The 20,958-nt window shown below is 64.3% G+C and carries 22 protein-coding genes, 1 tRNA gene and 1 riboswitch; of the genes, 10 read left to right on the top strand and 13 right to left on the bottom strand.

Annotated features, from left to right (window positions below; all coding sequences use genetic code 11):
• The first annotated feature begins 2 nt into the window (after positions 1-2).
• Positions 3-380, top strand: a complete 378-nt coding sequence (gene yidD, locus M4J39_RS04515; RefSeq protein WP_251726593.1) for a membrane protein insertion efficiency factor YidD — start codon at positions 3-5, stop codon at positions 378-380.
• Between the two features lie 3 nt (positions 381-383).
• Here the strand turns inward: yidD and M4J39_RS04510 are convergent, their stop codons facing one another.
• A complete protein-coding gene (locus M4J39_RS04510; RefSeq protein WP_251726592.1) occupies positions 384-1,769 on the bottom strand; it encodes a DHA2 family efflux MFS transporter permease subunit in 1,386 nt (461 codons plus the stop codon).
• Between the two features lie 170 nt (positions 1,770-1,939).
• Positions 1,940-2,090: riboswitch (FMN riboswitch) on the top strand.
• 105 nt (positions 2,091-2,195) lie between these two features.
• On the opposite strand from M4J39_RS04510, the gene M4J39_RS04505 reads away from it, so the two are divergent.
• From M4J39_RS04505 to M4J39_RS04470, 8 genes are all read left to right on the top strand, one after another.
• Positions 2,196-3,128, top strand: a complete 933-nt coding sequence (locus M4J39_RS04505) for a DMT family transporter (protein WP_251726591.1) — start codon at positions 2,196-2,198, stop codon at positions 3,126-3,128.
• Positions 3,129-3,332: 204 nt separating this feature from the next.
• Entirely contained in the window at positions 3,333-4,034 is a 702-nt protein-coding gene (locus M4J39_RS04500) for a phosphatidylserine decarboxylase (RefSeq protein WP_251726590.1), read from the top strand.
• Between the two features lie 11 nt (positions 4,035-4,045).
• Positions 4,046-4,900, top strand: coding sequence for a CDP-diacylglycerol--serine O-phosphatidyltransferase (gene pssA / locus M4J39_RS04495; RefSeq protein WP_251726589.1), 855 nt, complete (start codon positions 4,046-4,048; stop codon positions 4,898-4,900).
• A 73-nt stretch (positions 4,901-4,973) separates the two neighbouring features.
• Positions 4,974-5,891: an allantoinase PuuE gene (puuE, locus tag M4J39_RS04490; protein ID WP_251726588.1), complete on the top strand. Its 918-nt coding sequence runs from the start codon at positions 4,974-4,976 to the stop codon at positions 5,889-5,891.
• A gap of 149 nt (positions 5,892-6,040) precedes the next feature.
• Positions 6,041-7,642, top strand: a complete 1,602-nt coding sequence (locus M4J39_RS04485; RefSeq protein WP_251726587.1) for a peptide ABC transporter substrate-binding protein — start codon at positions 6,041-6,043, stop codon at positions 7,640-7,642.
• A 139-nt stretch (positions 7,643-7,781) separates the two neighbouring features.
• Entirely contained in the window at positions 7,782-8,705 is a 924-nt protein-coding gene (gene oppB, locus M4J39_RS04480; protein WP_251726586.1) for an oligopeptide ABC transporter permease OppB, read from the top strand.
• On the top strand, positions 8,698-9,831 hold the full coding sequence (locus M4J39_RS04475) for an ABC transporter permease subunit (RefSeq protein ID WP_251726585.1): 1,134 nt from the start codon (positions 8,698-8,700) through the stop codon (positions 9,829-9,831). Before oppB ends, M4J39_RS04475 begins: the two co-directional genes overlap by 8 nt.
• 1 nt (position 9,832) lies before the next feature.
• A complete protein-coding gene (locus tag M4J39_RS04470) occupies positions 9,833-11,422 on the top strand; it encodes an ABC transporter ATP-binding protein (protein ID WP_251726584.1) in 1,590 nt (529 codons plus the stop codon).
• An 85-nt stretch (positions 11,423-11,507) separates the two neighbouring features.
• On the opposite strand, the gene M4J39_RS04465 is transcribed toward M4J39_RS04470, so the two are convergent.
• Both M4J39_RS04465 and M4J39_RS04460 read right to left on the bottom strand, forming a co-directional pair.
• Positions 11,508-13,118: a peptide chain release factor 3 gene (locus M4J39_RS04465; RefSeq protein WP_251726583.1), complete on the bottom strand. Its 1,611-nt coding sequence runs from the start codon at positions 13,116-13,118 to the stop codon at positions 11,508-11,510.
• 60 nt (positions 13,119-13,178) lie between these two features.
• Positions 13,179-13,586 carry a hypothetical protein gene (locus M4J39_RS04460; protein ID WP_251726582.1) on the bottom strand — a complete coding sequence of 136 codons (408 nt, stop codon included), beginning with the start codon at positions 13,584-13,586 and terminating at the stop codon, positions 13,179-13,181.
• Between the two features lie 392 nt (positions 13,587-13,978).
• Here M4J39_RS04460 and M4J39_RS04455 point away from each other — a divergent pair.
• Positions 13,979-14,052, top strand: a tRNA-Gln gene (locus M4J39_RS04455).
• A 2-nt stretch (positions 14,053-14,054) separates the two neighbouring features.
• On the opposite strand, the gene M4J39_RS04450 is transcribed toward M4J39_RS04455, so the two are convergent.
• The 10 genes from M4J39_RS04450 to M4J39_RS04405 form a co-directional block, all read right to left on the bottom strand.
• Complete coding sequence (locus M4J39_RS04450; RefSeq protein WP_251726581.1) at positions 14,055-15,149, bottom strand: tyrosine-type recombinase/integrase; 1,095 nt, start codon at positions 15,147-15,149, stop codon at positions 14,055-14,057.
• Positions 15,130-15,327 (bottom strand): hypothetical protein, encoded by a 198-nt coding sequence (locus M4J39_RS04445; RefSeq protein ID WP_251726580.1) that lies wholly within the window; start codon positions 15,325-15,327, stop codon positions 15,130-15,132. Before M4J39_RS04445 ends, M4J39_RS04450 begins: the two co-directional genes overlap by 20 nt.
• Positions 15,328-15,336: 9 nt before the next feature.
• Complete coding sequence (locus M4J39_RS04440) at positions 15,337-15,657, bottom strand: capsid cement protein (RefSeq protein ID WP_251726579.1); 321 nt, start codon at positions 15,655-15,657, stop codon at positions 15,337-15,339.
• A 2-nt stretch (positions 15,658-15,659) separates the two neighbouring features.
• The gene (locus M4J39_RS04435) at positions 15,660-15,890 is read right to left on the bottom strand and encodes a phage head-tail joining protein (protein WP_251726578.1); all 231 of its coding nucleotides are present in this window, start codon (positions 15,888-15,890) and stop codon (positions 15,660-15,662) included.
• A complete protein-coding gene (locus M4J39_RS04430; protein ID WP_251726577.1) occupies positions 15,890-17,275 on the bottom strand; it encodes a prohead protease/major capsid protein fusion protein in 1,386 nt (461 codons plus the stop codon). The genes M4J39_RS04435 and M4J39_RS04430 overlap by 1 nt, the downstream gene beginning before the upstream one ends.
• Entirely contained in the window at positions 17,268-19,172 is a 1,905-nt protein-coding gene (locus M4J39_RS04425; protein ID WP_251726576.1) for a phage portal protein, read from the bottom strand. Before M4J39_RS04425 ends, M4J39_RS04430 begins: the two co-directional genes overlap by 8 nt.
• Positions 19,172-19,702, bottom strand: coding sequence for a hypothetical protein (locus tag M4J39_RS04420; protein WP_251726575.1), 531 nt, complete (start codon positions 19,700-19,702; stop codon positions 19,172-19,174). Before M4J39_RS04420 ends, M4J39_RS04425 begins: the two co-directional genes overlap by 1 nt.
• 85 nt (positions 19,703-19,787) lie before the next feature.
• On the bottom strand, positions 19,788-20,315 hold the full coding sequence (locus M4J39_RS04415) for a hypothetical protein (protein WP_251726574.1): 528 nt from the start codon (positions 20,313-20,315) through the stop codon (positions 19,788-19,790).
• Positions 20,316-20,317: 2 nt separating this feature from the next.
• Positions 20,318-20,545 carry a hypothetical protein gene (locus tag M4J39_RS04410; protein WP_251726573.1) on the bottom strand — a complete coding sequence of 76 codons (228 nt, stop codon included), beginning with the start codon at positions 20,543-20,545 and terminating at the stop codon, positions 20,318-20,320.
• Between the two features lie 2 nt (positions 20,546-20,547).
• Positions 20,548-20,733, bottom strand: a complete 186-nt coding sequence (locus M4J39_RS04405) for a hypothetical protein (RefSeq protein WP_251726572.1) — start codon at positions 20,731-20,733, stop codon at positions 20,548-20,550.
• Positions 20,734-20,958 lie beyond the last annotated feature (225 nt).

Here is a 20,958-nt window from a genome sequence, read left to right as displayed (position 1 = left end):
TCATGTGCGGATGCGGAAAAGGGCATGCGGACGAGGCGCGGGGTGCCATCTCAAGCCCGCCCCCGCGTCGGGCGACGCCGGGTCGGCTCGTCGGTCGTGCGCTGATCCGCGTCTATCAGGTGGTTCTGTCGCCGCTGATGGGGCAGCAGTGCCGCCATCTTCCCACCTGTTCCAGTTATACCGACGAAGCGATCGGCCGCTTCGGCCTGTGGGCCGGCGGATGGATGGGGCTTGCCCGCATCCTGCGCTGCAATCCCTGGGGCTCGTCGGGTTTCGATCCGGTGCCGGAGACGCTCAACCCCAGATATCGATGGTGGCGGCCCTGGGCCGGTGCCCGCTGGACAGGCGCCCACATCGATCCGACGACCCGGCTGAACTGACCGTCACTCGGCGGCTTGAGCGCGGTGACCCGATACCTCCGCGCCGGCGCTCGGCGACATGCGGGCGTAAATCGGAATGCAGAGAAGGCCGATCACCGCCAGCGCCAGAAAGGCCGGCACGAAGTCGCCGGGCAGCACGGCCATGTCGCCGCGTATCGACCGGGTGATTTCGAGGACGGCTGCGCCGACCGCGACGCCGAGGGCGGCCGAGATCTGCTGGCCGACGGAGGAGATCGACGTGGCGTGGCTCATGCGTCGGTTGTCGATCTCGGCGAAGGCGAGGCCGTTGAGCGCGGTGAACTGCAAGGAGCGGAAGAAGCCGCCGACCAGCAGTACCGTGAAGATCGCCGCGTGCGGCGTGTCCTTGGTGAAGGAGACGATGGCCAGCAGGAAGACGGTGGTGAACAGCGTGTTGACCATCAGCACCATCCGGAAGCCCCAGGCCCTGACGATGCGGGGCGCGGTGAACTTCATCAGTACCGCGCCGGCGGCGGTGGCGAAGGTGAGCATGCCGCTTTCGAAGGGCGACATGCCGAAGCCGAGCTGCAGCATCAGGGGGAGCAGGAAGGGAATGGCGCCGACGCCGATGCGAAACAGAAGACCGCCGAGCACCGAGACGCGAAAGGTCGGCAGACGGAAGAGCGCCAGATCCATTAGCGGCTCGGGCGTCCCGAGTGCGTGACGGGCATAGGCGTAGAGCGCGGCGGCGCCGACGATGACGAGGGCGATGTCGATCCAGGACGGCAGCACGCCGATGCCGCTCGCGGCGATGCCGAAGACGAAACCGGCAAGGCCTATGCCGGACAGTACGAAACCGCGCGTGTCGAGCGGCGGCAGGTTCTCTTCCTTGTAGTTCTTGATGAAGATGCTGACGAGGATCAGGCCGACGATGCTGATGGGTATGTTGATCCAGAAGATCCAGCGCCACTCGAAATAAGTGGTGATGAAGCCGCCGAGCGGCGGCCCGAGCACCGGCCCGATCATCGCCGGAACCGTCAGCCAGCTCATGGCCCGCAGATAGTCGGACTTCTTGACCGAGCGCAGCATCACCAACCGTCCGACCGGCACCATCATGGCGCCGCCGGCGCCCTGCACGATACGGGCGGCGACGAAGCCCTCGAGCGATGACGACAGCCCGCAGAACACTGAGCCCGTCACGAAGACCAGGATGGCCAGGCGAAAGATCGTGCGGGCGCCGAAGCGGTCGGCCATCCAGCCGGAAATCGGCAGGAAGACGGCGACCGAAATGAGATAGCTGGTGAAGGCCAGCTTCAGGGAAATCGGGTCGACGCCGAGATCGATGGCGATCTGCGGCAGCGAGGTGGAGACCACCGAGCTGTCCAGATTTTCCATGAAGAGCGCGCAGGCGACAATCAGCGGAATAAGCATGGCTTTCTCGTATTCGCCCGGTTTATGGCCGATGCGGGGCCACAGGTCGAGGGGACGCCGTTCACATGTCGGAGAACATGACTGTCATGCGTCTGGAAACGATGTGTCGCCTTTGATTTCGGAGGCTTGCTGCATTAATGTCCGTCCCGTCGGCGCGGTTCCCACGCCGGCACCATTCTCGGGGCGGGGCGAAATTCCCCACCGGCGGTAATGGCGGCGAAATCCGTCTAGCCCGCGAGCGCTCCCGTCTCACGGCGGGAGGTCAGCAGATCCGGTGTGATTCCGGAGCCGACGGTATAGTCCGGATGAAAGAGAAGGGTGTGCTGAAAATCCCGTTCGCGGCCGGCTTCCGCCGATCGCGACCGATTGTCTCCATGTCCCGATCGCCCTGATTCCGCGTCGTTCCTTTTCTGAAGGACCCGTACCTTGAATCAGAGCCCGAACAAGTCCGGTTCGTTCCCCGTTCTCGGGGCAACCTACATGGTGTCCGCCGGCGTCGTCTTCGCCGCCATCAACGTTCTCACCCAGTGGGTGACCGGCACCTATCATTTCTCATCGCAGGCGCTCGCCTTCTGGCAGTACGGACTGTCGCTCGTCTTCTTCCTGCCGATGCTCCTGAAGCTCGGGGCAGGGGCCTTCCGCACCGCTCATCCCGTCGCGCATGTCGTCCGCGTCATTTTCGCGACGTTGGGCGTGCAGTTCTTCGTCGGTGCTCTGGCCGCTGGCGTGCCCATCGCCCAGGTGGTGGCCATCGACATGACGTCGCCGTTCATCGTCATCGTGGCCGCCCGGCTCATCCTTGGCGAGCGCATCGGTCCGCATCGGGCACTGGCCACTCTGGTCGGTTTCGTTGGCGGCATGCTGATCCTGGCGCCCTGGTCGGACAGCTTCTCGGTCTACAGCCTGTTGCCGCTCGGCGCGGCGGCGATGTGGGCGGGGTCGTCGGTGATGACCAAGCAACTCGCCGCCGTCGAACGGCCGGAGTCGGTCACGGTCTATCTTCTGGCCCTGCTCACGCCGATCAACGCCGCCTTCCTGCTCACCTCAACGGGGTTCGACGTCGGCGCCGCCTTCGCGTTGCCGGGCGGTACGGTGCTCTGGGTGATCGTGGCGCTCGCCGCGCTGACCGCCGCCGCGCAGTATCTGCTTACGCTCGCCTATGCGCGCGCCGACGCGTCTTACCTTCAGACCTTCGACAACGTTCGGCTGCCGCTCAACACGCTGGCAGGCTGGCTGGTATTCGCCTACGCACCCGATGGCTACCTCTGGATCGGGGCCCTGATGATCATCGGCGCGTCGCTTTACCTCTTGCGTACGGAAGCCGGAAAGCCGGTCGGCAGCGAGCCGCTGCCCGCCTGATCCGGAGGAGATCGCAGGAAAGCGCTCGTCTTCCATTTCTCTGTCCACGGCTGGCGGAAGGCCCGTTCCGCCGGCCGTGTTTTTCCTGAAAGCGGTGTGAACAACTGACATGCAGTGGCAACCGCCTTTGCATGTGTCGGCCTTTCGTGCGAAAAGTCCGTCTCTCTCAGCGGGTTTCCCCCGCCGTTCCACGGGTCAAACAACATGTCGGTGCTGAAGTCGATCCAGAACGCCGTGCCGCCGATCCATCCGGAAGGGCACAAGTTCATCCTCGTTTTCCTGGCGGGCACGGTGCTGCTCGGCTGGCTGTTCGAGCCCCTGTTCTGGATCGGGCTGGCGCTCACCGTCTGGTGTGCGCTGTTCTTCCGCGATCCGGTGCGGGTGACGCCGGTTTCGAATTCGTTGGTCATTTCTCCGGCCGACGGCCGGATCTCCGCGGTAGGGCTTGCCGTGCCGCCGCGCGAGCTCGGCCTCGGCCCGGAACCGCTTCTGCGCATCTGCGTGTTCATGAACGTGTTCGACGTCCACGTGAACCGCGCGCCGGTCACCGGTCGTGTCGTGCGCATCGCCTACAAGGCGGGCAAGTTCCTGAACGCCGAGCTCGACAAGGCCAGCGAGGACAACGAGCGCAACGGCCTCGTCATCGAGCGGCCGGACGGTCGTGTCGTCGGCGTGGTCCAGATCGCCGGTCTCATCGCCCGCCGCATCCTGTCCTTCACGCGCGAGGGCGAGAGCCTGACCGTCGGCGACCGCTTCGGCCTCATCCGCTTCGGCTCGCGCGTCGATGTCTACCTTCCGGCGACGGCGACAGCGCTGGTGTCCGAAGGGGCTCGGGCCATCGCCGGCGAGACGGTGCTTGCCGATATCGACGGCACGACCAAGACGCCGTTCGTGCGCGTAGCCTGAGGCGGACGGCAATGCCCGGACTTTTCCCGCCGTTCGATCCGGAACCGGAAGCCGTTGAGCGTCCGAGGCGGCTGAGCCGCATTCCGATCCGCGCCGTGATCCCCAACCTCGTGACGCTTCTGTCGCTCTGCGCGGGGCTGACCTCGATCCGCATGGGCTTCGAGGGCCGCTTCGACATGGCGGTCTACGCCATCCTGATCGCCGCTGTGCTGGATGGTCTGGACGGTCGGCTCGCCCGCTATCTGGGGGTTACCTCGAAGTTCGGGGCGGAACTCGATTCCCTCAGCGATTTCCTGAGCTTCGGCGTCGCGCCGCCGCTGCTCCTTTTCGTGTGGAACTTCCACGACATCAACTCCTTCGGCTGGGTCGCGGTGGTGCTGTTCGCCATTGCCGGCGCCCTGCGCCTTGCGCGTTTCAACACCATGCTCGGCGAGGACAAGCCCGCCTGGCAGGGCAACTTCTTCACCGGCGTGCCCATTCCGGCCGGCGCGCTCGCCGTGCTCCTGCCCGTCTATGTCGATCGCGTCGGCATCGACGTGCCCCAGGCGGCGGCGCCGGCGGTGGTCGCCTATGTGGTGCTGATCGCCGCGTTGATGGTCAGCCGCGTGCCGACCTTTTCGGGCAAGAAATACGGCGGCCTTCGGCGGGAATGGGTGGTGCCGATCCTGATCGGCGTTGTGATCCTGGCCATGTTGCTGGTCAGCTATCCGTTTCACGTTCTCAGCATCCTGACCATTCTTTATCTCGCCTATATTCCATTTGGCTGGCGCGCCTGGAATCGGCTGGCGCGCACGCACGGCACCAAGGATGACGAGCTGACGCTTGATGTCGGCGGTCCCTTTCCCGACGACGAGACCTCACCCTGAGCCGGTCTTGCCGTCGTTCGCCTTTCCGGCGCACTGCCGCCGGTCGCCCGACAACCAGACGAGGTGATGCGACATGATCGACAAGACCTATCCCCGCGACATGGTCGGTTACGGCCGCAACCCTCCCGACGCGGCTTGGCCCGATGGCGCCAACATCGCGGTGCAGTTCGTCGTCAACTACGAGGAAGGCGGCGAGAACTGCATTCTGCACGGTGACGCCGCCTCCGAGGCCTTCCTGTCGGAGATCGTCGGCGCTAAGCCCTGGCCGGGCCAGCGGCATGCCAACATGGAGTCGATTTACGAGTACGGCTCGCGCGCCGGTTTCTGGCGGCTGCACCGCCTGTTCACCTCGCGCGCCGTGCCGGTGACCGTCTATGGCGTCGCCACCGCGCTCGCACGCAATCCGGAGGTGGTGGCCGCCATGAAGGAGGCGGACTGGGAGATTGCCAGCCACGGCCTCAAGTGGATCGACTACAAGGACTATACCCGTGAGGCGGAACGCGAGCACATGCTCGAGGCGATCCGCATCCACGAGGAGGTGACGGGGTCGCGGCCTCTCGGCTGGTATACCGGCCGCGCCTCGATCCACTCGACGGACCTTGCCATGGAGGAGGGCGGCTTTCTTTACTCGTCGGACTCCTATGCCGACGATCTGCCTTACTGGATCGAGGGCCCCAACGGCCCCCACCTCATCATTCCGTATACGCTCGACACCAACGATATGCGTTTTGCGACAAATCAAGGCTTCAACTCGGGCGATCAGTTCTACACCTACCTCAAGGACGCGTTCGATGTGCTCTACGAGGAGGGGCGGAACGGAAGTCCGAAAATGTTGAACGTCGGACTGCATTGCCGCCTCGTTGGCCGCCCGGCCCGCATTGCCGCGCTTCAGCGCTTTCTGGACTACGTGCTTTCGCATGATAAGGTCTGGGTACCGCGCCGGATCGACATTGCATGGCACTGGATCGCCCAGCACCGGCCCGGCGGCTGAAGGCTGGCTGAGAACAAGGAAACAACCGGCAATGTCCGGCAATAAAGGTGCCTTTGGATCACTGGCAAGCAAACCAACGATAACCAAGTTTTTCGGCGATTGGCGGTCGTGCGCCCCATCGTCGCACCTATAGGCAGGAGGCTCGAGAGATGAACACACCCCGTGTATTTCGCGCATTGTCGGCGACGCTGATCGCCGGTTCGATGCTGGCCGTGCTGGCGACGCCGTCGCTCGCCGAAGTGGTCATCCGCCGCGGTAACGGCGGCGAGCCGCAGACGCTCGATCAGGCTCACATCTCGATCGACGTCGAAGGCTTCATCGTCCGCGACATGTTCGAGGGGCTCACCATCTTCGATCCGCATGGCAAGGTCATTCCGGGCGTCGCCGAGAGCTGGACGCTGTCCGATGACGGCACCGTCTATACCTTCAAGCTGCGGGCGGATGCCAACTGGTCGGACGGAAAGCCGGTGACGGCCGACGACTTCGTGTTCGCCTACCGCCGGATGGAAGATCCGAAGGAAGCGGCCGAATACGCCAGCATCCTCTATCCGATCAAGAACGCCGAAGCGATCAATGGCGGCAAGGCCGCGGTCGACACCCTCGGCGTCAAGGCGATCGATCCCAAGACGCTCGAGATCACGCTTGAGCGCCCGACGCCTTATTTCATCGAGTTGCTCGCCCATTACGCCGCTCTGCCGGTGCCGAGCTGGGCCATCGAGAAGTTCGGCGGCGAGTGGATCAAGCCGGGCAACATCGTCTGCAACGGCGCCTTCTGCATGACCGAGAACGTGCCGAACGACCACATCACGGCGATCAAGAACGACAAGTACTGGGACGCGGCCAACGTCAAGATCGACAAGATCATCTACAATCCGTCGGAAGACCAGGCGACGACCGAGCGCATGTTCGAAGCCGGCGAGCTCGACCTCGTCTACAACTTCCAGACCGATCAGATGAAGTTCCTTGAGGACAAGCTGGGCAAGGACCAGGTTCTGGCCTTCTCGGACCTTGCTTCCTACTACTACGTCTTCGACAATCGCAAGCCGCCGTTCGACGACGCCCGGGTTCGTCAGGCCTTCTCCATGGCCGTCGATCGCGAGTTCCTGTCGGAGAAGATCTTCTCCAATACGCAGATGCCGGCCTACTCCTTCGTGCCGCCGGGCATTCCCGGCTACGAGTCGGCGACCGTCAGCTGGGCCGATCTCGACCAGCTCGATCGCGAGGACAAGGCCAAGGAGCTGCTCAAGGAAGCCGGTTACGGCGAGGGCGGCAAGCCCCTCAAGATCGACATTCGCTTCAATACCAACGAGAACCACAAAAAGGTCGCGACCGCGATCGCCGACATGTGGAAGGCGATCGGCGCCGAAGTGACCATCCAGAACCTCGACGTGAAGTCGCACTACGCCTACCTGCAGGAAGGCGGCGCCTTCGACGTGGCGCGTGCCGGCTGGACGGCCGACTACTCCGACCCGGAGAACTTCCTCAACCTGCTCGTCTCCTCCAACACCACCTTCAACTACGGTCATTGGAAGAACGAGAAGTTCGACGAGCTGATGAAGGCCTCCTACGAGGAGCGCGATCCGGCCAACCGGATGCAGCTGCTGCACGATGCCGAGCGCATTGCCATGGACGAGCAGGCGCTCGCTCCGCTGATGGTCCATGCCTCGACCTGGCTCGTGTCCAACAAGGTGCAGGGCTTCGCGCCCAACCCGTCCAACGAGCACCTGACCAAGTTCCTCTCCTTCAAGTAAGGGTGCCGACGACATCCGAATGTGGCGACGCTTTCCTGCCGGGAAGCGTCGCCCGTCGGGCTATCCGGATGTCCGCTCGCGGACCAACCGCCGGTAGGTCGTTCTCGCCTTCCGTGACCAATCCAACGGGGACGGGTCCATGTTACGTTTTGTCCTGCGACGGCTGATGTCGGCCCTGCCGACCATCTTCATCGTCGTCACGCTCTCCTTCTTCCTGATGCGCGTCGCGCCCGGCGGCCCGTTCAATCTCGAGCGTCCGCTTGAGCCGCAGGTTCTCGAAAGCCTCAAGCGCGCCTTCCTGCTCGACCGTCCGCTGATCGTGCAGTACGGGCACTATCTGTGGAATCTCCTGCACGGCGATCTCGGTCCGAGCTTCATCTACCGCGACTTCACGGTGGCTGAACTGATCGCCAAGAGCCTGCCTTACTCGCTGACCCTCGGCGCCTGGGCACTTCTGGTCGCGGTATTCGGCGGCATTGCCATCGGCTCCTACGCCGCGCTCAAGCAGAATTCCTTCGTCGACTATGCGGTCATGAGCGTCGCGAGCTTCGGCATCACCGTGCCGAACTTCGTGCTGGCGCCCATCCTGTCCTTCGTTTTCGCCGTGGTGCTGCGCTGGCTGCCGGCCGGCGGCTGGGGCGACGGTGGTCCGGCCAACCTGCTGCTGCCGGTGATTTCGCTGGCGCTGCCGCAACTCGCGGTCTTCGCGCGCATCACCCGCGGCTCGATGATCGAGACGCTCAGGGCCGACCACATTCGTACCGCCCGCGCCTACGGCCTGCCGACCCGCGTGGTGGTGATCGTTCACGCCATGCGCGCCGCCTTGGTTCCGGCGGTCAGCTATCTCGGTCCTGTCGCGGCCGCCGTTCTGACCGGTTCGGTGGTGGTCGAGACCGTTTACGCGCTGCCCGGCGTCGGCCGTTATTTCGTCCTCGGCGCCCTCAACCGCGACTACACGCTGGTGATGGGCACCGTCGTGCTGATCTCGGTGTTCATCGTGGTGTTCAACCTTATCGTCGACATTCTCTATGCCGTTCTCGATCCGAGGGTCCGTTATGAGTGAGATGACGCAAGCCCTCAGCGAGCCGACGGTCGCGGTGCACGGCACCAGCCTGTGGGCCATGGCCCGCCATCGCTTCGTTCGCAACAAGGCGGCGATGGCCAGCCTCGTCGTGCTGATCGTCGTCGCGGTGTTCAGCTTCGGCGGCACGTGGGTCTATCCGCACAAGTATGACCAGATCTTTTCGTCCTACGTGGCAGTGCCCCCGTCGCTCGATCCCTATCCGCTGGAAGATACGCTGGAGCAGGTGATGCAGACGGCCGTCGAGCGGGCGCGTCTCAGACTGGACTCCTTCGACGCCGACGGCACGAGCTACACGGCGCGCATCAGTTCCGACAAGCCGGTCGATCCCCGCGCCACGCGCTATCTCGATCGTCCCGATGAGTTCGAAGGCGCCGAGATCGTCTCGACCCTGGATGATGGCAAGACCGTCGAGGTCAAGGGCAACATCAACGGGCAGTACTTCCCGTTCGGCACCGACCGCAACGGCCGCGATCTCCTGCCGCGCATCATGGTCGGCGGGCAGGTGTCGATCACCGTCGGCCTGCTCGCCACCTTCGTGTCGCTGATCATCGGCGTCACCTATGGCGCCGTGTCGGGTTACGTCGGCGGTCGCGTCGACAACGTGATGATGCGCTTCGTCGAGATCCTCTATTCGCTGCCGTTCATGTTCTTCGTGATCATGCTCGTCGTGTTCTTCGGTCGTCACTTCGTGCTGATCTTCGCGGCGATCGGCGCTATCGAGTGGCTGGACATGGCGCGTATCGTCCGCGGACAGACGCTGTCGCTGAAACGGCGCGAGTTCGTCGAGGCGGCGCATGCCATGGGTCTCTCCAACTGGCAGATCATCCGCCGGCACGTCATCCCCAACACCATCGGGCCCGTTGTCGTGTTCGTCACGGTGCTGGTGCCGAAGGTTATCCTGCTCGAGAGCTTCCTGAGCTTCCTGGGCCTTGGCGTTCAGGAGCCGATGACCTCCTGGGGATCGCTGATCGCCGAGGGCACCACCGGCATGCAGGCGGTGCCGTGGCTGCTGATCTACCCGGCCGCCTTCTTCGTGGTGACGCTGTTCGCCCTCAACTTCATCGGCGACGGCCTGCGCGACGCCCTTGACCCGAAGGACCGCTGACATGGCCGAAACGCTACTCGACATCCGCGGGCTCAACGTTCGCTTTTCGACGCCGGCCGGTGACGTTCACGCCGTCAAAGGCATCGACCTTCAGGTCAGCAAGGGCGAGACACTGGCCATCGTCGGCGAAAGCGGCTCGGGCAAGAGCCAGACCATGATGGCGATCATGGGCTTGCTCGCCAGCAACGGTCGGGCCGAGGGATCGGCCAAGTTTCAGGGCGAGGAGATGATCGGCCTGCCGCTCGGCAAGCTGAACAAGATCCGCGGCGCCAAGATCACCATGATCTTCCAGGAGCCGATGACCTCGCTCGACCCGCTCTACAAGATCGGCAAGCAGCTTGCCGAGCCGATGATGCGCCACCGGGGTCTTTCGGCCAAGGCGGCGAGGGAGAGGGCGATCGAGCTTCTCAAGCTCGTCAAGATCCCCGATCCGGAGCGACGCGTCGACAGCTACCCTTACGAGATGTCCGGCGGGCAGCGTCAGCGCGTGATGATCGCCATGGCGCTCGCCAACGATCCGGAACTCCTGATCGCCGACGAGCCGACCACGGCGCTCGACGTGACGATCCAGGCCCAGATCCTGGAGCTGCTCGCCGAGCTCAAGCAGCGGATCGGCCTTGCCATTGTGTTCATCAGCCACGATCTCGGCATCGTCCGCCGCTTCTCCGACCGGGTCGCCGTCATGCGGACCGGCGAGGTGGTCGAGACCGGCACGGTGGCCGACATCTTCGCCAATCCGCAGCATCCCTACACCCAGATGCTGCTCGCCGCCGAACCCACGGGCCGCAAGGAACCGCCGGCGGACAATGCGCCGGTGCTGCTGGAGGGCAGGGACGTCGACGTCCGCTTCACCATGGGCGGTGGCTTCATGGGCGGCAAGAAGCTCGACATTCATGCCGTCGATCATGTCGATATTCGCCTGAAGGAAGGCCAGACGATCGGCATCGTCGGCGAGAGCGGCTCGGGCAAGTCGACGCTGGGGCGGGCGCTCCTGCGCCTCAACCATGGCACCGGCGCCATCCGCTTCGGCACCGACGACATCTCGGAGGCGAGCCGCCAGGAGATGCGTCGTCACCGCCGGCAGATGCAGCTTGTGTTCCAGGATCCGTTCGGCTCGCTCAGCCCGCGCATGACGGCCGGGCAGATCGTGACCGAGGGACTGCTGGTGCACGAGCCGCAGCTCAGCAAGAAGGACCGCGATCTCCGGGCCATCAAGGCGTTCATGGAGGTCGGCCTCGACCCGGCGACGCGCAACCGCTATCCGCACGAGTTCTCAGGCGGCCAGCGCCAGCGCATCGCCATCGCTCGCGCCATCATCCTGAAGCCGCAGGTGGTGGTGCTGGACGAGCCGACGTCCGCCCTCGACCGCTCGGTGCAGAAGCAGATCGTCGAGCTGTTGCGCGACCTGCAGGCCAAGCACGGGCTCAGCTACCTGTTCATCAGCCACGATCTCGCGGTCGTACGGGCGCTCTCGGACTACATCGTCGTGATGAAGGGCGGCAAGATCGTCGAGGAAGGTTCGACCGACCAGATCTTCGACGCGCCGCGCGAGAGCTATACCCGCGAGCTGATGGCCGCCGCCTTCGGCTGACGAGGGCGGTTGAGACCCATGGAAAAACGAAGGCCGGGCAGCGAGCCCGGCCTTTCTCGTCTTCGGAGGGGACGATCGCGGCGGCTCAGCCTTCCGCGGCCCGCGCCTGCGTTTCCTTGATGTCTGTGAAGCGGATCTTCGGCCACTTCTCCTTGATGTAGTTGAAGGCATAGCCGGAGGTGGCGAGCAGCACCGGATCGCCGTCGACATCCTCGGCCATGGCTGAGCGGTTGCCGTTCTGGAAGTCGATCACGTCCTGACGGTCGCCGGCCAGCCAGCGGGCCATGTTGTACTGGCTCACTTCAAAACCGACCTCGAGGCCGTATTCCTGGTCGAGGCGGCCCTGCAGCACGTCGAGCTGCAGCGCGCCAACGAAGCCGACCAGGGTTGGCGAGCCGTCGACCGGCCGGAACACCTGCACGACGCCTTCTTCGGCGAGCTCCTGCAAGGCCTGCTTCAGCTTCTTGGCCTTCATGGCGTCTTCCAGGCGGACGCGGCGCAGGATTTCCGGCGCGAAGCTCGGAACGCCGACGAAGGTCAGGTTCTCGCCCTCGGTCAGGGTGTCGCCGATTCTCAGCGTGCCATGGTTGGGAATGCCGACCACGTCGCCGGCCCAAGCCTCATCGGCGATCTGGCGGTCCTGGGCGAAGAAGAACTGCGGCGCGGTGAGGCCGATGGTTTTCTGTGTCCGGACGTGCTTGACCTTCATGCCGCGATTGAGCTTGCCCGAGCAGAGGCGGACGAAGGCGATGCGGTCGCGATGGTTGGGATCCATGTTGGCCTGGATCTTGAAGACGAACGCGCTCATTTTCGGCTCGTCCGCCTTGACCACGCGGCTCGATGCTGCCTGATCGCGCGGGGAGGGGGCATAGGCGGCGAGGCCATCCAGAATGTCCTTGATGCCGAAATTGCGCAGCGCCGATCCCCAGAACACCGGCGTCAGGTGCCCCTCGCGGAAGGACTGAAGATCGAAGGCGTTGGTGCCCTCGGCGGCGAGATCGATGCCTTCGCGAAGCTCGGTGAGATAGCGCTGCTCAAGAAGCTGATTGAGCTTGTCGTCGCCGATCTCGTCGTGGTGGTCGTCGCCCTTTTCGTTCATCAGGCGGGTCTGGCGGCGCTTCAGGTCATAGGTGCCGATGAAGTCCTTGCCCGAGCCGACAGGCCAGGTGATCGGTGCTGTGTCGAGGGCAAGGGTCTTCTCGATCTCGTCCAGGGTTTCGAACGGGTCGCGCGCCTCGCGGTCGAGCTTGTTGACGAAGGTGACGATGGGGATGTCGCGCATGCGGCAGACTTCGAACAGCTTGCGCGTGCGGTCTTCGATGCCCTTGGCCGCGTCGATCACCATGATGGCGCTATCGACGGCGGTCAGCGTGCGGTAGGTGTCCTCGGAAAAGTCCTCGTGGCCCGGCGTGTCCAGGAGGTTGAAGACGTTGCCGCCATACTCGAACGTCATCACCGAGGTGACGACGGAGATGCCGCGATCGCGCTCGATCTTCATCCAGTCGGAACGGGTGCGGCGATTCTCGCCGCGGGCGCGCACCTGACCGGCCATCTGGATGGCGCCGCCGAACAGCAGCAGCTTTTCCGTCAGCGTCGTCTTGCCGGCGTCCGGGTGGGAGATGATGGCGAAGGTGCGCCGCCGCTCGATTTCGCGGTGAAGCCGCGCTTCGGCGGGGGAGGATTCAAGGCTGCTCATCTCATGGTTCTCGCGGCGGTCCCGGAAAGGCCGCCAAACCACAACGCGGCGGGCCGTTTGTCAACCGTTTCGGGCGATTTCTTCGCCATCTTCCGACGCGCGAGGTGTGCCGAGGGCGGTTTTGAGAAAAGCGTGGATGTCCGCCGTGTCGAGCAGCGCCTCGACGTCCTTGCGGGCGCGATCGCCGACCTTGTCCAGGAGCAGACCGCGCGCCGTGTCGACACGCCAGACGAGGTCGCGGAGCGCCATGGTGGCCGTGCGGCTGGCAGCGGTCCATTCGGTCGCCTCGCCCACCAGAGCGCGGGCGACGCTGACGATGGCCGAATCGCGCGTCAATCGGCAGCCCTCGCTTCCCGACGCGTCGACGCCAGCCAGCACGAGCTGCATCAGGCGCAGCAGTGCACCACTGTCGTCAGGCGCTCCCGGCTCTTCCGGCGGGAGATCATGGGCAAAATTCGTCCACGGCATCGGAGTGCAGCGTAGTCCATCGTCGGCGACCGGGGTGCGTCGCTATCGTTGTTCTGGGCCGGTACGCCTTGCGGCGGCCGGCATCTTGGCGCGATCGCGTAACCGACATATTGGCATGGAAAGACCGGGTGCGTCAGGTCGCGGCGCGACTTTTGGCGGCGGTTTTCTTAATATACCCTAAATCCTATCGTCATTTGTGACGTGGGTAATAAAGGCTAGAGGCGGTCTGCACCCTGCACGGGCGCTTCTGTCGGCCCCAACTCAGGCCTCCGGCGCCCCCTTCGACAGAACCTTTGCCGGCGCCTTGACAGGGCGATTTCGATCGGGTACCAGAACGCCGCAGCCGACGAAGCGCCGCTTCGCCGCCGCCTCCGAAACCGTCGGGGTCCCGCTGGGGGATAATTTAACGGTAGAATGACGGACTCTGACTCCGTTCGTCTTGGTTCGAATCCAGGTCCCCCAGCCAATTCATTTCACTACGCTTTTCCCGTTTGGTTCATGGAACGTCCCGGCTCGGTCGGGCGTTTGGTCGGGAAACTTTGTTCTCGCTTCGAGCTTCCTTATGGCTGACTCGGCGAGCGTTGGATCGCGGCTGAGGTAGTGGGAATCGAGGATCGATCGCACATCTCGAAGCGAATGGCCGGTAAGCGTGGCGATCTCCGCCTCGGTGCATTCGGCCTTGGCAAGGCGAGTTACGGCAGTGCCGCGCAAATCATGAAACGTTAGGCCCTCGATGCCTGCTTTCTCGCAGGCGCGAGCCCATGCCGTCTGGAAGCCGGCAGGGGTCCAGGGAGAGCCGTAGGAGTTCACGAGGATCGGTGAGGGCTCACGCTTGCGAATCGGGTCCAGCATCGCCTTGAGAGCCGTAGCGACGGGGATAACGACTCGAACACCTGTCTTGCTCTGCCTCAGGCGAATCTTTTCGCCATCGTAGGCTGTCCAGGGCAGGCGCAGGAGATCGCCCTGGCGCTGTCCGGTCCAAAGCGCCAGCATCAAGGGAAGATGCAGATGGGCCGGGGCATGCTTAAGGAACATCGCCTCGTCATCGTCGGTCCAAACCTTGTCGTTCCGGTCCGCCCGATAGAGCCGGCCGGCCTTGGAACAAGGGTTAACCGCGATGAGCCCGCGACCTTCCGCCCAAGACAGCATGCGGGCGAGGATGGACCACGTGTAATCGGCCTGTCGCCGTGACTTCTGCGCCAGCTCGTCGCGCCATCCCAGAAGGATTGCGCGGGTCCGGCGATCGGGTAGGGCGGAGGTTGGAAAGTCGCCAAACTCCTTCTCAATCTTCAGGATGTGCTTGACGTAGTCCTTGCGGGTACGCTCGGCCAGTTCCGTAAACTCGGGACTGGCCTGAAAGCCGTTCATGATCGATAGCAGCGTTCCGGCCGGAGCTTGGCGCTTCTGGGATACAGCGGCATTGTAGCTTGCGACGAACTCGGCACTGCCCGGAACGCCTTCAAGTCTTGGGCCGCCCTTCCAGGCATACCAGTAGGTTTTGAAGCTGCCGTCAGCGAGCTTCTTGGTCTTCGAGTTGATGCCCTTAAGCTTGACGCGGACCACGGCCGTTAATCCATCTATCGAGAGCGGTTGCGGGTTCGGGCTCTGCTGTCCCGGCGATGATGACGATCTTGCCGTCCAGGTCTATTTCAACGCGTGCCGCTTTGAGGCCGGCACCCTCCGCGCCTTTGATGGCGCGGGTGATCTGGGCTTGGGTGGCGATTGGCTTGCGCTTCCCCATGTCGCCACCTCAGTTCGAAAGCCGGACGGCGACTGTCGCCGCGGCTGCGGCCGTCGCCTCGGTAGCGTTGCCGATCTTGAAATTCCCCGCGGCGGTCGTGGTGACCTTGCCACCGTCCCAATAAGCGGCGGCGCCTTCGGTCAGGGCTTCGCCGGCCGCCTTGGGAAGGTGGTAGACGCCGGTGAGTGCCACGGCGCCCTTGGTGCCGGCGGCGATGTCGGTCGCAGCCACGCCGAACAGGTCGCCGAAGAGATGGCCCTGGCCGGAGACGAGGCCGCCGGCCGGGGCGGTAAGGTCAAGGGTGTTTCCCTGCTGAATGAAGTTCTTCACGTTCAGATGCCTTTCGAGGAAGAGAAGCGGACCATGCGAACCGGGCCACCGGAGAGCGCCGCAATGCGGCGTTCAAGGTCGGCGATGACTTCGGCGAGTTCCGCGTCGGATCGGTATTCGAGGCGGCGGGACATGCCGCCGCTGCTGCTGATTTCGTAGGACTTGACGCCCTTGCGGCGGGTATCGAGCAGGTGATTGAGTTCCGTCGTCAGCTTGGCGAGATCGTCGGCCATCACTGGCCCTCGTTCATGTACCAGCCCTTGGAATCGAGGAAGGCAGCGCCGAAATCGAGCCGGACCTTCACCTCAACGCCATCGACCTCGAAGCCCTCGCGGCTCTGGGTCTGCGGACCCTCGGCGCCCTGGAGATAGCTGTATTCGAGGCCTTCGGCCGTGACGGGGTCAGCGGCAACGTACCAGCGGCCGGTATCGGTGAGGCGCGGCTCTACGAGCAGTTCGAGCTTGCCGCCGAAGGGATTGACGTCCTCGGTCCTGGTCGGCTGCACCGAAGCAAGCACGGTCTCGCCAGTGGTCTCCAGTTCCGGCGGCACCAGAAGGAACTTCGGCGTCACCGCGACCGGGCGACCGTTGGGGCCGGTTTGCCGGCGCATGGCGAGGCGGGCGGCCGAGAGGGTGTTGGTCGAGAGCGGGCCGCCGCCTTCGGCAAGGTTGCCATGGCTGGCATGAAACACCGGCTTGCCGTCGTCCATCGTCGGGCCGACACCGCCGTTGGCGATCAACAGGTCGACGAGGAACTGAGCCTCGAATTCCGCCGAAGCGAGTCCAAGCTTGCCCGACAGGCCGGTGAAGGCGCCAATATCGTCGTTGATGAGCATTGGCCGGCTAAGGCTGATGATCGTCCCATAGGTACCGATCTTGTAGCTTTCCTTGCCCTCGACAAAGGCGCTGTACTTGTATTCGCCGCGCTCGCTCACCTTTTCGAGCTTCGCCATGTCGGCGGCCTGGAGGGCGGTCTTGGCGCGGAAGTCCTTGGCCGTCGACTGCCGGGCGAGGCGCTTCAGCACGGCCGGCGCCGTCTCGTAGGAGGCGCGCAAGGTGCGGTTGGCCGTGTCGGCGAAGATGGCCGGAAAGTCGCTGGTCGACAGGGCGCGGGTGATGGTCTCGGCCGGCACCATGCCGGCGGTCGAGATACCGGCACGCCGGCAGCACTCACGGGCAAGGTCGAGCGTCGTCATGGAGGCGAAGGCACGAGCCGGCTCGGAAAGCTGATGGCGCGGATTGGCGCGAACGGCATAGACCGCTTCGCCTGCCAGAGACCGGAACTGCATCGGATCGTCATGCAGGCCCGTGGCGCCAACGCTGGCGGTGATGATCGGCGCGCGTGGCGCACGGGTCCGCAACGTCTCCAGGGCGGCCGCACGGGCCTCGCCTTCGGTCGCGCCACGATCGATCAGGCCGTTCGCCCAATCCGAGCCGAGATCGAAGGTGGTGGCAAGGGCGCGGATCTCGCCGTTAACGGCGGCGCGGGTCTCGATCGTCGGCGCGGCCTGCGGCTGCGGGGCCGGCGTCGGGACGACGGTCTCGGCCGACCGCTGGAACGGCGGCACGGCCGTATCAGGCGCGTTGCGCGTCAAGACGGGCGCTTCGGTATCATGCATCTTCGAGCTTCCTGGTTCTGGCGGTCGGGTCGGCACCGACCGGGACAAGTGAAACCTCCCGAAGCTCCCAATGGGTCACGGTGCGAACGCGAGCGCCCTTCGCGTCCAAACCGTCCTTCCACTGGATCGGGAGATAGCCGACGGAAACATTGCGGATGATCCCCGCCCGGATGTCCTGCCAGAAGGCTTCGGCACGGGCGGAGATCTCGACTTTGACGATGAGTTGGCCGGCTTCGACGCGGGCAGCGCGCACGGCGCCGAGCACGCGGTCGAGGCTGTCTTGCCGATGGCTGTCGAGCAGCGGCATGCCTTCGAGCCGGGTCATGTCGATGGCAGCGGCCGAGACGATCAGATCCTCGCGGAACGGTCCCTCGATGTCGTAGCGAACGACGCCGGCGCCGGTCGAAGCGATCAGCTCGACGGTGCGGGCCTTCTCGTCAATCGAGGCCGGCCGGAAGTCGGCGCGGAACAGCATTTCGGGAACGGCGCGGGCAACTGGGGCAGGGCTTTGCACCTGTGCCGCCGGCGCCACGCCAAGCCGCTTCAGACGGGCCGCATCGGCGGCAATCTCGGCGTCGACTTCCTCGGCGTCATAGCCGCGCTCGGCGATGATCTCGGAACGGCTGCGAAGGTTGGTGCGAAGGGCAATCTCGGCCGCCTTGGCTTCGCCCTCGGGGTCGATCCAAGGCCACGCCGGGGGCAACCACTTGGCGACGTCGAAGGTGCCGGGCTCGCGCATGTAGGCGGCAGCGCTAACGCGGCCTGTGAGTAACTGCCAGCGCACGAAGCGCTTCCAGACCGGGCGGCAAAGACCGAAGACGACGACGTGATGCTGAACGCCTTCGATGAACGGCCGCAAATCCATCTTCGCCATGCGGGCGGAGGAATAGTTGACCTGGGAATAGTCGCCCGTCGCCGCCTCGAAGGTGACGCCGGCACCGGCGGCGATCATCCGGAACAGGCCGGTCACCAGTGCGGTTGCGCCGCCCTGGTCGGGCAGGGGGAAGAAATCGATGTGCTTGCCGTTGGGCAGCACGGGCATTGAGCCCGGCTCAAGGGCGACTTCCTGGGCCGCGCCGGAGCTGTCGCCTTCATAGGGTGAGCCGCCCTCGTTGTCGGTGATGAAGCCGGCATGAAGGGCGGCGATCTTCGTGCGAAGGATCATCGCGTCGAGCGTCGCGTCCAGTTCCTTGGCCGGCATCAGCACGGGCGCGAACCATGAAAGGCCGCGCACCTGTCCGGGCATCAGTGGCCGGAAGCCGTGAATAACTTCGCTGGCCGGCACCCGCTCGGGCGCAAGCGTATAACCGGCCAGCGCATCACCCGGCATGGCCGGGCGAATGTGGTAGGCGACAATGCGCCCGGTAAGGTCGAACTCGACGCCTTGCAGCGCGTAGCCGGTCGGCTTGCGCCAGCTCACGGAGCGGTCGAGCTGTTCGGGGTGAAGGCGCCGGAGCTGCGGCGCACCGGTTCGGGTGTCTTCACTCCACACGGCGAGGAATTCGCCGAGAACCACGAGGTCACGGGCAAACTGTGCCTGTTGGCCGTAGAAGTCCGTCCGGCCATCCGCGTCCGCCACATCTGTCCAGGAGCTGAAAGACAGTTGCAGAGTTTCGCGGATGGCCGGGGCGGGATGCCTCGATCGCGGCACGATGCCGGCGCCGATCAGCATCCCAACCAGCGCCTCGGTGATCCGGGCGCCGATCGAGGTATTCAGTGCAAAATGTTGGGCTCGCGCCCCGATGGTCGGTGCCGTCTGGTAGACGACGCCGGGTCCAGTTGCCTGCCGGTCATCCGTCCACCGTCTCCCGCTACCGGCCGCGTCGAGCGAGCGGGTTTCTGTTGTGCGGCTGGTGGTGCGGCGGAGCAGGGTGGCGAGGCGCGAGATCGGGCTCATCAGAGGATGAACTCGATACCGGCTTCGTCGGCGCGGGCTTTGACCTTCAGGGCGGCGGCGGTGACATTCCGGATAACGGCGGACCGGACCTGGATGCCGTCCTCGTCGATGGCAGTCAGCTCCGTGGCCACGATCGGGAAGACCTTCGAGGCGGGGCCGGCAAAGCAGGAGTGACCGCCGAAGCGACCATCGATAGCCCGCTCGGTCTGAAGCCACACAACGAACAGCGGCTCATCCTCCTTCAGGAAGTCACGTCCGAGCTGTGCCGACGCGGAAAGCTCACGGTTGGCGATGGAAACGAGCTTGGAAGCGTGAGCCATGGACATGGAATCCAGCTTCACCAAATCGTCGAACAGCTGGAACATGACAGCCTGAAACGCCGTGAACTTGCGCACGGAGTCGGCATCGATGGATGCCGCTTCGTGGTCGCCGGGTGTCGGCAGGAAGTGGCGGCCTTCGCGGTCGAGGTTGAGCATCTGGGTTGTGGTGATGCCGGCGATCTTGGCGAATTCGCTACGCTTGAGGGGCATGATGGGGAGTGCCTTTCGATGTAATGATTACATGAAAATGCGCGAAGCGTATTTCGATGTCAAGATTACATTGATTTTGCGAGCATCACGCCGGTGGAAACCCTCCTTCTTCAGCCTTTGCCGGCCGGATCAGCCGGAACTCACTCTCAGGCCGGTATAGCCAGCGGGCGCCTTGTCGGGCGTTCGGAGAGCGAAAGCGAAACTGCCCGGCAAACCGATGGTGCTTCGGCGCTCGTTCCAAGCGCTGGATGCGAACGTCAGTCTTGGGCCATTGCGAGAGGTTGACCTCGTAGACGCCGGGGCCGCTGAATTCGAGGATGGGAGGCGGCGGCGGGGGCTGGTAGGTCGCAAGGAAAGCCATGTGAAGCGAGCCGTTTTTTGTTGGCTCGTCGGGAAGGATGCTTCCCCAGATCTCGAACTCGGGGAACTCGGTGGTCACCAGTTGCCGGAGATGGGCAAGCATGGCCGTAAGGCGGTCGAGGCGAGTGGAGGCGTCCGGGATGACTGCGGCGTCGACCATGCTGGCGCCGGCCAATGTGGCGGGAACGGCTAAAGCAGGAACGGCTGCAAGCCTGCCGATGAAAGAGCGGCGGGAGAGTGAAGAGATATCCATGGTCAGGCCTCTCCGGCTTGGTTTGCCTGCAATGGCGCGGTACTGATGGCCATCGCCGTTTGGACGGCTTCGAGGATGTCGCTGCCTATCCGCATGATGGAGTTAGGGGTGATCTCGGCGCACCGGCTGGTGCCAGCGGCTACAAGGATTTCGGCATAGGCTTCGATGGCGCCGAGAAGGGGATCGATCCTCAACGCGATGTCTGAGGCGGATATAGAACTCGCCGGCATGCTCAGACCTCCCTCATGGTTGCGAGCGGAAGACGGCGGCTGTCGTCTTCAAGATCGGGATCGGCGTCGAGCTGGTCGAGAACGGCGATAAGCCCCTCGATGGCGTCCTCTACGGTGCGCCGGAAGCCGCCGGGTACCTCTACGAACTCGCGGGCATAGCTCCGCCCCTCACGCAAATGCATGTTCATGGCGCACTCCGTGTGCTAGAAATGGTTCGACGTACCAGAATTGACACCGCGAAACATGTCACGTCAAGACATTTCTGTCACGAGGTTACACTTTTGAACGCAGCGCAATGCCGTATGGCCCGAGCGGCTCTTGAGATTGGAGTGAGGGAACTCGCTGCTATGGCGAAGGTCTCACCAACGACTGTCTCTAAACTTGAGGCAGGTGAGGAACTCAAGCCGCGCACG

Origin of the sequence: Pleomorphomonas sp. NRK KF1 (genome assembly GCF_023721755.1) — a bacterium.
Classification (GTDB): Bacteria; Pseudomonadota; Alphaproteobacteria; order Rhizobiales; family Pleomorphomonadaceae; genus Pleomorphomonas.
The sequence above is the reverse complement of the archived record's forward strand: the minus strand, read 5'-3'. Positions and strand labels throughout refer to the sequence as shown.

Coding starts and splice junctions, on each gene's coding strand:
- M4J39_RS04410 (WP_251726573.1), bottom strand. CDS start 20,545: ATGCCGGCGAGTTCTATATCCGCCTCAGACATCGCGTTGAGGATCGAT.
- M4J39_RS04500 (WP_251726590.1), top strand. CDS start 3,333: ATGTCGGTGCTGAAGTCGATCCAGAACGCCGTGCCGCCGATCCATCCG.
- M4J39_RS04485 (WP_251726587.1), top strand. CDS start 6,041: ATGAACACACCCCGTGTATTTCGCGCATTGTCGGCGACGCTGATCGCC.
- M4J39_RS04460 (WP_251726582.1), bottom strand. CDS start 13,586: ATGCCGTGGACGAATTTTGCCCATGATCTCCCGCCGGAAGAGCCGGGA.
- M4J39_RS04420 (WP_251726575.1), bottom strand. CDS start 19,702: ATGCCCCTCAAGCGTAGCGAATTCGCCAAGATCGCCGGCATCACCACA.
- M4J39_RS04510 (WP_251726592.1), bottom strand. CDS start 1,769: ATGCTTATTCCGCTGATTGTCGCCTGCGCGCTCTTCATGGAAAATCTG.
- M4J39_RS04470 (WP_251726584.1), top strand. CDS start 9,833: ATGGCCGAAACGCTACTCGACATCCGCGGGCTCAACGTTCGCTTTTCG.
- yidD (WP_251726593.1), top strand. CDS start 3: ATGTGCGGATGCGGAAAAGGGCATGCGGACGAGGCGCGGGGTGCCATC.
- M4J39_RS04405 (WP_251726572.1), bottom strand. CDS start 20,733: ATGAACATGCATTTGCGTGAGGGGCGGAGCTATGCCCGCGAGTTCGTA.
- M4J39_RS04435 (WP_251726578.1), bottom strand. CDS start 15,890: ATGGCCGACGATCTCGCCAAGCTGACGACGGAACTCAATCACCTGCTC.
- M4J39_RS04415 (WP_251726574.1), bottom strand. CDS start 20,315: ATGGATATCTCTTCACTCTCCCGCCGCTCTTTCATCGGCAGGCTTGCA.
- M4J39_RS04445 (WP_251726580.1), bottom strand. CDS start 15,327: ATGGGGAAGCGCAAGCCAATCGCCACCCAAGCCCAGATCACCCGCGCC.
- pssA (WP_251726589.1), top strand. CDS start 4,046: ATGCCCGGACTTTTCCCGCCGTTCGATCCGGAACCGGAAGCCGTTGAG.
- M4J39_RS04475 (WP_251726585.1), top strand. CDS start 8,698: ATGAGTGAGATGACGCAAGCCCTCAGCGAGCCGACGGTCGCGGTGCAC.
- M4J39_RS04465 (WP_251726583.1), bottom strand. CDS start 13,118: ATGAGCAGCCTTGAATCCTCCCCCGCCGAAGCGCGGCTTCACCGCGAA.
- M4J39_RS04425 (WP_251726576.1), bottom strand. CDS start 19,172: ATGAGCCCGATCTCGCGCCTCGCCACCCTGCTCCGCCGCACCACCAGC.
- M4J39_RS04430 (WP_251726577.1), bottom strand. CDS start 17,275: ATGCATGATACCGAAGCGCCCGTCTTGACGCGCAACGCGCCTGATACG.
- oppB (WP_251726586.1), top strand. CDS start 7,782: ATGTTACGTTTTGTCCTGCGACGGCTGATGTCGGCCCTGCCGACCATC.
- puuE (WP_251726588.1), top strand. CDS start 4,974: ATGATCGACAAGACCTATCCCCGCGACATGGTCGGTTACGGCCGCAAC.